This window comes from Candidatus Allofournierella excrementigallinarum (assembly GCF_944388085.1).
GTDB lineage: Bacteria > Bacillota > Clostridia > Oscillospirales > Ruminococcaceae > Allofournierella_A > Allofournierella_A excrementigallinarum.
Map to the genome: position 1 here is coordinate 34488 of NZ_CALXHK010000001.1, position 10616 is coordinate 45103.

Sequence of the window (10616 nt, forward strand, 5' to 3'; positions counted from 1 at the left end):
GCGATTCGCTCCTTTGGGGCTGTGGTTTTCGGATGTATTCTGCGTCACCCCGCGCTTAAAGAAGTGCGGGGTGACGCTTGTTCACACAGTCTTTCGCTCCAGGCAGTTACGGACGGGCATTGTTGATGATTTCTTTCACCTGCGCTTCGTCCATGCCATAGGCAGTATCCACCACGATCTCGCCGGACAGGATCTTTTCTTCCAGTTCGGTGATACGGTCACGGATATCCTGAGGAACATTCTTCTGATAATACTCGTTGTTGGACAGGCAGATGATCCCTTCTGCCACACCCAGCGTCTCGCCGGTGCCAAACACTTCTTCTCCGTTCATGTAGCGTTCCACCACTTGCACGATGTTTTTGTCCAGGCTCTTCAACTGGGAGGTAAGGATCAGGTTGGCCTTTTCGGGATCATCCTCGTACAGCAGCGACTGGTCGGAATCGGTGCCGATGGAATATTTCTGCGCCTCTTTTCCCGCGTCCAGTGCGCCCAGGCCGGCGCCGCCGGCGCCGTTATATACCACATCGCAGCCCGCATCAAACATCGTCTTGGCGATCTCCTTGCCCTTGGCCGCGTCGGTCCAGGAAGCGGTGTAAGAGGTAATAACCTTCATCTCGGGGTCGATATACTGCGCGCCTTGGATAAACCCAAGCACAAAGTCATTGATCAGAGTAATGTCCATACCGCCGACAAAGCCCACCAGTTTGGAAGCCGGATCCGCATTGGGCATTTCTTCAGAGGTGGAGACCATGGCAGCCAGCGCGCCGGCCAGGAATGCGCCCTCATTACCCTTGTAATCGGCGGAGTAGATATTGGGGTTCGCGCCGTTTTCGTGATCTACCTGCGTATCCAGCAGGATATACTTCTGGTCCGGGAACTTGGCTGCGACTTCCACCATGGGTTCCGCGCTCTGGAATCCGATCGCAACGATGATGTCCCATTCGCCGCCGGACACATCTTCCAGAGTAGGCAGGATCTTGGTGTCGTCATTTCCATATTCGATGACTTTTGTCTTTGCGCCATATTGTTCGGTGAGCTGCTTCAGACCGTTGGCCGCAGACTCCGAGAAGGATTTGTCGCTGGCGTTTCCTGTGATGAGCACCACACTGGGCACTTCTGCGCCTGTCTGCTCAGCGCCGGACGCGCCGCTTGCCGCAGGCTCTGAAGAAGGGCTGCCTCCGCAGCCGATCAAAAGGGATGCCATAAGGGTCAGTGCAAGAACGATCGCTGAAAACTTTTTCATAATGTGCCTCCTTTGAAAATAATTGTGTTTTCTCCTGAATCCAACACAAACTAACACAAATTTTAAAACAGTCCTTGAATTTTTTTCTTTTTTGCCTAAAATAGGAATGGGAAAAGTTTTCCGGCAGATCAGGAGGGATCACCGATGCTTGCGATTACTCGTCTGAACGCCATCAAAGAGATCATCCGCCAGCAAAAAAGCGTGCTTGTCAGCGAACTGGCTCCCCGTTTCAATGTGACGGAGGAAACCATTCGCCGTGATTTGAAAAAGCTGGAGGATGAAGGCCTCGTCACCCGCGTATACGGCGGCGCATACAGTACCGGGGGCGTGCAAAACGATGTGAACATCTCTTTGCGGCAGACCATTCTCGTGGATGAAAAGCGGGCCATCGCATGCCGCTGTCTGCCCTCTATAACCAACGGCGACTGCATCTTCCTGGACTGTTCCACCACGGTTCTGGAATTGGCTCAGCTTTTGACCCAGTACAGCCTGACCGTGATCACAAACTCGTTAAAAGTCGCGGACTGTTTGGCCGCCTGCAACGATATCCGCCTGATTCTCGTGGGCGGGACCCTGCATCACACGTCCATGTCCTTTCTTGGACAAAGTGCCTGCTCCGCGCTGGCAAATTATTATGTGGACAAAGCCTTCGTTTCCTGCCGTTCACTGTCCATTCGGCATGGTATCACAGATTCCAACGAAGAGCAAAGCCTTTTGCGGCGTGTGGCCATTCAGTCTTCCGACCAGGTGTTCTTACTGGCTGACCACACAAAGTTCGATACTACTTCCTTCTCCAAGATCGCAACGCTGGATGAGATCAGCACTCTGGTGACAGACCATCCTCTTTCGCCTGAATGGAAGGAATACATGAACAGCAAGGGCTTTTGCTACATCGACGCCGATTTGGAATAACTCAGGCTCCCTCCGCCGCGCTTTTTTGCGCGGCGTTTTTTCTTTCCCACACGTCATATGCCTGTTCCACCGCTGTCACAAAGCGTTTGCAGTTTCGTCTCACATCGCTGCCGCAGGTAAAAAGGCCTCCGCCGATCAGTACCAGCACGTCGGGGCCATAGCTGGAAACGATTTCCCCTATGTTCTCCAGCTGCATGCCTCCGGCAGGGCTTGGGAACACTGCCTTCAGGTTCCCCAGCGGGCGGCGTCCGGCTTCGGCAATACCAAGGCACTGCTCGCGGGACAGAGAGAACCTGCCTCCGTAGTTTGGGAAAATGACCGCATCCGCTCCTGCCATGCGCATCAGCGTTCCAAACAGCACCGGAAACGAGATTCCCTGTGGATTGACCGAGTAACTGCCGATAAACGCCGGATGAGAGAAAACCGGCAGGGCGATCTCATCGTTTTCCGCCAGCGCGCGCATCGCGTCCAGGCTGGTAAGTCCAGGAGCTACCATCACACCACCGGCGCCCCACTGCTTTGCCCGCAGCGCCCTTTCAAGCATTTGTTCCGCCGGACCAGTGATATTGGGCACATACATTGCCCGGCGCCCGGTTCGGATGTTTGCCTCCGCCACTGCTTCCGCGCAGCGGCGCACACGTTCATCAAAGGGAGCAAACACCTGATCCGTCAAGCCATGGTCATCTTTGATGATGTCCACGCCACTTTCCACAAAAGCCTCCGCCAGATCCGCCAGCTCACGAGCAGACAGGCCCATGGGCTTGAGCGCTGTGAAGACCGGCGGGCGTCTGGAAATTCTCAATCGGGCACGCAAACCATCCGTGCCAAAGCGCGGACCTCTGACCATGGACAGCAACGCCGGCGTAAATTTCACTGCTTCTACGCGGATCCCCGGCATAATGCTGATGTTTCCAAACAAAACGTTCAGAAGCTGGGTGAACTCACCCGCGGCAATTTCCTCCGCGTAACTGATACAAGCCAGGTATCCGCCGTCATCCGCTGGCCGCAGGCTTTCCATCCGTCCCACTACCCGATCCAGAATGGCTCCCTGTGGGATCGCTTCCAGCGGAAATTCTACCGTCTGCTCCCGGCACACGGCCTCAGCCAGTGCCCGTGCGGAGGCAAGGTCTCCCTGCAGCCGGTATGTGACCCGGAAGCGTTCCCCTTGCAGCTGGCTGCACAGGCGCCGGTCATCGTATGTAACAAAACCCATAGCACACCTCTTTTTCTGTTTGTCTTAAAGAGCCTCTGGTTTTGCGTCGCTGTGCATTGCCGGGGTGTACGTTTCCATCAGATCCTGCTCCCGGATGCCAAACTTCCGGTCAAGAGCTTTTTCCACCGTGCCGATCAACGCCATGGCATCCAGCCCATACTCGCGCATCAAGTATCGCCGGCTGGCACCGTGCACAAAGGTATCCTGGATCCCCAGCCGGTAAAGCGGCTTTGCCACCCCGTAGGAAGCCATACACTCGGCCACGATGGTGCCCAGGCCGCCGATCACGCTGTGGTTTTCCAGTGTGATCGCTCCATACCGGCTGCGGGCGATCTCGTCCATGAGTTCAGGATGATCAAAGGGCTTCAGGGTGGAGATGTGATAGTGGCTCACTGCAACATTGCAATCCTGCAAGGCGGCCACCGCCCGCATCCCTTCCTCCGTACAAATGCCACTGGTCAGCAAAACGAAGTCTCCGCCCTCCGACAGCTTGCGGCATTGACCCAGACGCATCGGCTCGTTTGCCGGGAACAAGCGGGGCACCTCGCCCCGCAGCTGACGCACATAGACCGGTCCGTTCACAGCGTAGGCCACATCCAGCACAGATTCGATGTCCGTCGCATCGCCGCTCTCAAGAATGGTCATGTTCGGCAGCGCACGCATCACTGCGATATCTTCAATTGCTTGGTGCGTGGCGCCGCCCGGCGTGAGCACGCCAGGCAAAAAGCCAAACATTTTTACCGGCAGGTTTGGATACGCCACCGACATGGCGATCTGGTCATAGGCGCGGCGATAAATGAACACCGCGAACGTATGCACCAGAGGAACCAGCCCTTCGCGGGCCATTCCTCCTGCAAATGCGAGCATGTTTTGCTCTGCAATCCCCATTGAGAGGAATCTCTCCGGATATGTGTCGCGGAAAAGATCCGCCTCGCTGGAGCCCGTCAGATCTGCGGAAAGCACATACACATCCGGCTTGTCCTTCGCCCAGGTGACCACATTTCTGGCGTGCACTTTTTTCAGGATTTCCATATCAGCTCACCTCCTTTGCCATTTCTTGATACACAGCGGCGTAGGCAGCCCGCTCAACCTCACTGGCAAAGCGTACATAGTGAAATTTTGGATAGCGACCTTTCAGAATTGGCAGCCCATGGCATGGGTCTGTATCACACAAAACAAACGTCGGCACATTGCATGCAGGCTGCAGGCCCAATTCCGCCAGTTTGAGCAGGTCATGTCCATCAATCCGGTATACCCGCGCACCAAACGCTGTGAGTCTGTCATGGAAAGGCTCCAGATTCATTACAGAAGTCATTTTTCCATCACACTGGTATCCATTCACATCCACATAAATCAACATATTGCCTAGTTTGTGATAACTCATCGCCTGCACGGCTTCCCAAAACTCGCCGGACTGACACTCGCCGTCAGACATCAGAAGCACCACCCGGCCCTGATCTCCCCGCTGACGCCGGGCAAACGCTATTCCAGCAGCCTGGCTGATTCCCTGCCCCAGCGACCCGGTGGTGACTTCCATCCCTGGGGAGTGCTCTGCGCCGATCATCTCCACAGCGCTGCCATCCTGATCGTATCGAGCCATCCCACGCGGGTCCATGCGGCCGGTCTCCACCAAGGTCGCATAGAGCACCAGAGCATACTGCGCAGGTGAAAGGATGAAATTATCACAATCGGACCGTCCTGCACCATTGAAGGCCGCCCCCGTGACCGCCGGGTGGCCGGGGCCAGGCGTACCCGTAAAATCGCCCGGCATCAGAGGTGCATTCAATTCATTCAACCGCAGGATCCGCGTATACAAAGCGGAAAAAATCTCAGCAGAAGAACAGGCCTGACTGAGGTATCCGCCATTGCGGCTGACAGTATTCTGAAGGACCCGAAGCCGAATGCGGTCGGCAATGTGTTGTGCCTCGTCTCTCCATTGCTGTTCGTTCATCGGGAAGCCCCTGCCTTTCTCGTCTGATTTTGTTGTTTTTTCTTTATTATACGGGTATTATCTTTGCATTTCAATTGGTTTTTTGACCAAAATTACAGAATACATTTATATAAAACATAAATTTGTGGTCAAATTTGTCTTTATCGGGCACAAAACAACACAATCAGAACGCCACAAAAAGCAAAAGACACACCGCAAACTTGTCCGCGGTGTGTCTTTTTATACAGTTTACTGCTCCTGTTTTGCAAAAACGACCCCGAGATCCAGCATAAACGGATAGTACACGCCATTCAGGTTGCTCATGGGCAAAACATCATCCGAAATGGAAATGCCCAGCGTTTCACGCATAGCCCGCTGCCGAGCGCGGATACGCTTCCACACATCAGGGAATTCCTTCGCAAGCTGAAGCCGGGTCTTTTCCAACGCGATCACCACCGCATCTTCACAAATGGAAGTTCGTACCGGATCACTCTTGCTTGCGATGATATCCACCTGAATGAATTCGCCATCCATCAGTGTGTGGTCAGAAGTGGCGCTGAACGCGCTGTTGATCCATTCCTCCGTTCCGGTCCCGTGCCCCGGATTCAGAGTGATGCCATGGCGTTCATGGTCGATATGCGCATAGACAGCCTCATACAGATCCGAGCAGCGCGCGCCGACCCGCGCCGCTTCATACCATGCAACCATCGCAGCAAAATGTGCCTTGTAGAAATTTTCATAATAGGGGCGGAGTTCCTCGCTGTAAGAATTCAGATCACGGGCAGCCACAGCGATCTTGGACGTGAGGTTTCCTCTTACGGAATAGCAAACTCCGCACGCTTGGCCGAGCTCCAGGTATACATCCGGGCGCGGGGATTTCAGGCCAAGGCTCACGCTTCGCGGGCCAAAATTGATCATTGGGTGCACGTTATTTGCCTCCAGCCCAGCCCCCGAACGGGCGCTGACTTCCCATTCACTGCGCCCTGGCGCAAGCGCTTCAAGCATGTTCTGCACAGCGTTCGCCACCCGGCAGCCGGCATATTCGGCCCAAGCGATCTCCTTGGGAGTATGCAGCCGCAAACGAATGCCATCCGGATAACCAGTGAGCTCGCGGGTGAAATTCACAACATGCTCCGCCGGGCAAAGCCGATATACCGCTGCCAGAATATATGCCGGCAGGTCGAAGGTGTGCGCCGGGTCTCCTTCTCTGCCATCCTCGAAATACTTCACTCCCACCAGTCCCACACGAGAGCATTCGCAAATGCCGGTGCGGGACAAGATTTGATGAAGCGCCTCCGGCCGCTCTCTGGGCTGCCCCTGCAGGCTGAAGTTTTGATACACATACCGGTCTACCTTGAATGGGATCTGATAGCTATAGCTCAGTCCCTCGTTACCCACGATCATGGACACCTTTCCTTCTCGGTCCATCACCATGAGCGCTTCCTCAAAACGGCAATCGTAACTGGTGAAATACTCCATATGAGAAAAATGCTCTCGATCACCATAAATCACCACAAAGTCTACCTGCTTTTTCTCCATTCGCTGTTTCAACAATCTGACACGAAGCAGATAGTCCTCTTTATCCAAAAACACAGGCGCTGCATTCACCCGCTGGCGGAACAGGGGCGCCGCCGGTACAGTTTTGATCAAAGACATCGTTTTCTCCTTTCTCAATCAACATAAAGCGGGATCATTTCCTGCCGGATCGTATCCAGAAGGCCCCGGTCTGTCAGCCGGACTGCCGGAATGACCGCCAGGGCAAAGGAAGACAACAACATATGCGGCGTGTGACCAGGAAGACCAAACCTGGAAAGCACTTTTTTCAGCTGTTCCAGCTTTTGTGCCATCACTTGAGGCGGTTCGTCGCACATCAATCCTGCCAAGGGAAGTTCCAGCTGGAAAACAACACGGCCCTGTTCCACGCAGACGATCCCACCGCCAGTGGCTGCCAGCGTGGATGCCGCCAAATACATTTCCTGCGGGTCACGGCCTGCAACAAAAAGGTTATGGCAGTCGTGGGAGATCGTGGTCGCAACCGCGCCGGCAACGAGCCCCAGCCCGTGGACCGGGGCCAACGCCCGGCTGCCGCTGCGTCCGTGGCGTTCAAACACGGCGAACAGCGAAAAATCCGCTTGATTGCCAATGCATGCACAGCCGTTTTCCACCGGAAACTCGCAGGTCTCCAGTGACGTGACGAACTTATCGTCATCATTGTAGGCAATGGTGTGCAGCTTCACGCTGGTTCCATGTGCCGGCACCTGAAAGTCTTCTGGACGAACAGGCGTTTTCAGTAGCATCGTGTTGGGGTAAGTCAGCTTTTCTTCCTTGTCTTCCCAAACCATGCTTCCTCCGCGTGCGATCAGCTCTCCGCCCAGGAACACTTCGTCAGGACGAAAGTCATGCAAATCAGGCACCAGCAAAAGATCCGCGAGATTACCCGGGCGGAGGCTTCCCCTGTCGTGCAGACGGATCAGCCGTGCCGCGTTGACCGTTGCCACTTTGACCGCGTCAATCGGGTCCATTCCGCCTTTTACCGCGATACGGATCATCTCATCCAAATGTCCATGTTCCACCAGATCGCCCGGCTCAGTATCGTCTGTACAGAATGTGATGTTCTCCAGGCAATCCAGTCTCAGCAGCAACGGCAAAAGGCGTTCCAGGTCATAGCAGTTGGAGGCATGGCGCACCTCCAGCACCATGCCCGCACGGAGTTTTTCCAGCGCTTCTTCCACCCGATGGGTCTCATGGTCCGATTCACAACCCGCGGCTAAATATCGGGATAACCCCTCGTCGGCCAGATCAGGCGCATGCCCCTGAATAAACACACCTGCCTCCCGGCCAGCGCGCAGTACCTCCCGCATACGGGGAGTGTCTGCCACCACACCCGGATAATCCATCACCTCGCCCAGTCCCAATATCCTGGGCTGTTCCAGCATCCAGGCAATTTCCTTGCCGCCAAATGGTTCCCGGCTCGTTTCCACTTCCGGCACCGATGGCACACATGAAGGCGCAAGCAGGAGCACTCTCAAAGGGAGGTCTTTCGTCGCCTGCAGCATATACCGGATTCCTTCCAGGCCCATTACATTGGCGATCTCATGGGGATCGGCACAGACAGTCGTCGTTCCCCGCGGAGCCAGCGCCTTTGCGAAATGTCGAGGGGTCATCATGCTGCTTTCAATGTGCAGATGCGTATCGATGAGCCCCGGCACCGCGAACTTGTTTTTCGCGTCGTACTCTTGCTTTCCCGTCAGCTCAGCTTCACCTGGCTGGGTGACGTGCGCAATGCGTCCGTTCTGCACCGCGATCTGCGCCGGATACATCTCATGGGTAAACAGGTTCACATAAACTGTATTTTTTATCACAAGATCGTAGAGCATGTGACTTTCTCCTTTTTCAAAGCAGCACCGGGGCGCCCGTCTCCATCGAACGGTTTGCAGCGAGGGTGAAAGCAAGCGTTTTCACCGCATCGGCATAGCTGGACTTAATCCGGGACTGATCGTGGTCTCTCACCGCCGATACAAACGCCTCCATTGCCAGCTTGTGATACACAGGTTCAAAAGGCACCTCCCTTATTCCCGACTGGTCTATATATTTCACGCCTGTGAAAAAGCCATATTCAATTTTTGAATCTTCCAGATAGATATCAAAACCGATATCCCCGACCGCCTTGGCCGTGTCCAGGTAGCAGCCGGCCAAAATGGCCCCCACCTGGCCGTTTTTAAAAGCAACTGTGCTGTAAGAACAGTCTTCGGTATCCGCATCCGGCTGCGGAGGGTTGAGTCCTTTGCAGCCCACTGTATAAATCGAGGCCGGTTCTCCAAAAAGATAGCGGAACAGGTCAAACACATGGGTACACTGCTCCACAAGCTGGCCGCCGGATTTGGCACGGGTGCGCCACCACGGCAGATCTGGCACGCTGTAGATCCATTTTCCCACCACGAGGCCGGCTGTGTGGTTTTCCAGGATCTTTTTCACTTTGTCGATCTCGTCATTGTAACGCCCTTGGTATCCCACCGAAGTAATAATGCCCGCCTGCTCAATGGCCGCCAGGTTGCGCTCCGCTTCTTCCATGGTAATGCAAATAGGCTTTTCTATGTATAGTGCAACGCCCCGCTTCGCAGCCATCACTTCCAGGTCTCCGTGGCGGTACGGCGTGATGCTCACCACAAGCGCATCCAATTCCGGCTCCTGCTCCAGCAGTTCTTTGTGGTCAGGATACAAACGCGCCGACGGCACTCGTTTGCCTGTGGCCAGCAGTTTTTCCCTGTTGCCCGTAGCAAACGCGACCATCTCCACCCCCGGAATGGAGAGCAGATTGGTCAAATGAAAATTCCCAAAATTTCCGCAACCCACCATACCAACTTTGATCGTTTTCATATTTTCTCCTTTCCTTTGCAAAAATCCCAACTATTTTCATCATAATATATCATTAATCAAATTAAAGTCAACATAATATCGCTATTTTTGTATTGTTTTATGAATATTTTTATTAGCTTTGTGAGTATATCTTTCTTCATCCGCATGCATCTAACCTCACTCCCCGTTTGTCCACTGCTGTTTCCGGCAGTTACGAAAAAAGGGCGTGTTGCAAAATGAAATTGCAATAACAGTTTGCACAAAGAATAGGTATAGTAAGATAAAAGACCCCTCCAAGAAAGCTGTTTTGGCTTCCTTGGAGGGGCGATTTTTGTGCAATATTTTGGAGACAAGCTATTTTGCAACAGGCTCTTTTTTCAATTATTGATTTCAACGGACGTAATGCACATAGTCCGGCTTGCGGGGCGCGGCAGGCTTGGGCTCGCCGCCGGCATAGCCCAGGATGCAGTGGCCGATGCCCTCCCAGTCGCCTTCGATGCCCAGTTCTTTGAGGATGGCCTTGCCCTCCTCGCTCTCGAATTCCTCCTTGGCCCGATGGATCCAGCAGCTGGCGAGGCCCTCGGCGTGGGCGGCCAGCATCAGGTTGCCCATCACAAGGCTGCCGTCGTAGATGCAGGTGGGGACGGCTTTGTTCGCCAGCACCACCAGCACCACCGGCGCGCCGTAGAAGGGGTCGCTGGAAGAGCCCATGATCCCGGCGTTCATGGCCGAGAGTTTGTCCCGCATGGCCTTGTTGGTGACGGCCAGGATGATGGGGCTCTGGCGGTTCATGCCGGTGGCGGCGTACTGCCCGGCGGTGAGAATGCGCTCCAGCACGTCTTCGGGCACGGGGTCCGGTTTGTAGCTGCGCACGCTGCGGCGGGTAAGAATGGCGTTGAGAACTTCGTTCATCGTATCTCCCCCTTTTTCTTTTCTTTATTATACCGCAGGCCGGGCCAGCC

At 54.7% G+C, this 10616-nt stretch carries 9 protein-coding genes; 1 reads left to right on the top strand and 8 read right to left on the bottom strand.

What is annotated here, in order from left to right; all coding sequences use genetic code 11:
• Positions 1–106: 106 nt before the first annotated feature.
• On the bottom strand, positions 107–1243 hold the full coding sequence (locus ACH2AT_RS00175) for a BMP family protein (RefSeq protein ID WP_394962460.1): 1137 nt from the start codon (positions 1241–1243) through the stop codon (positions 107–109).
• A 144-nt stretch (positions 1244–1387) separates the two neighbouring features.
• On the opposite strand from ACH2AT_RS00175, the gene ACH2AT_RS00180 reads away from it, so the two are divergent.
• Positions 1388–2155 carry a DeoR/GlpR family DNA-binding transcription regulator gene (locus ACH2AT_RS00180; protein WP_394962462.1) on the top strand — a complete coding sequence of 256 codons (768 nt, stop codon included), beginning with the start codon at positions 1388–1390 and terminating at the stop codon, positions 2153–2155.
• Position 2156: 1 nt separating this feature from the next.
• On the opposite strand, the gene ACH2AT_RS00185 is transcribed toward ACH2AT_RS00180, so the two are convergent.
• From ACH2AT_RS00185 to ACH2AT_RS00215, 7 genes are all read right to left on the bottom strand, one after another.
• Entirely contained in the window at positions 2157–3368 is a 1212-nt protein-coding gene (locus ACH2AT_RS00185) for a RuBisCO large subunit C-terminal-like domain-containing protein (RefSeq protein WP_394962464.1), read from the bottom strand.
• Between the two features lie 24 nt (positions 3369–3392).
• Positions 3393–4400, bottom strand: coding sequence for a transketolase family protein (locus tag ACH2AT_RS00190; RefSeq protein WP_394962466.1), 1008 nt, complete (start codon positions 4398–4400; stop codon positions 3393–3395).
• Position 4401: 1 nt separating this feature from the next.
• The gene (locus ACH2AT_RS00195; RefSeq protein ID WP_394962468.1) at positions 4402–5319 is read right to left on the bottom strand and encodes a 1-deoxy-D-xylulose-5-phosphate synthase N-terminal domain-containing protein; all 918 of its coding nucleotides are present in this window, start codon (positions 5317–5319) and stop codon (positions 4402–4404) included.
• Positions 5320–5547: 228 nt separating this feature from the next.
• Complete coding sequence (locus ACH2AT_RS00200; RefSeq protein ID WP_394962470.1) at positions 5548–6954, bottom strand: M24 family metallopeptidase; 1407 nt, start codon at positions 6952–6954, stop codon at positions 5548–5550.
• A gap of 14 nt (positions 6955–6968) precedes the next feature.
• Positions 6969–8675 carry an adenine deaminase gene (locus tag ACH2AT_RS00205; RefSeq protein WP_394962472.1) on the bottom strand — a complete coding sequence of 569 codons (1707 nt, stop codon included), beginning with the start codon at positions 8673–8675 and terminating at the stop codon, positions 6969–6971.
• A 16-nt stretch (positions 8676–8691) separates the two neighbouring features.
• Positions 8692–9675, bottom strand: a complete 984-nt coding sequence (locus ACH2AT_RS00210; RefSeq protein ID WP_394962474.1) for a Gfo/Idh/MocA family protein — start codon at positions 9673–9675, stop codon at positions 8692–8694.
• 369 nt (positions 9676–10044) lie between these two features.
• Complete coding sequence (locus ACH2AT_RS00215) at positions 10045–10566, bottom strand: nitroreductase (RefSeq protein ID WP_394962476.1); 522 nt, start codon at positions 10564–10566, stop codon at positions 10045–10047.
• Between the last annotated feature and the right edge of the window lie 50 nt (positions 10567–10616).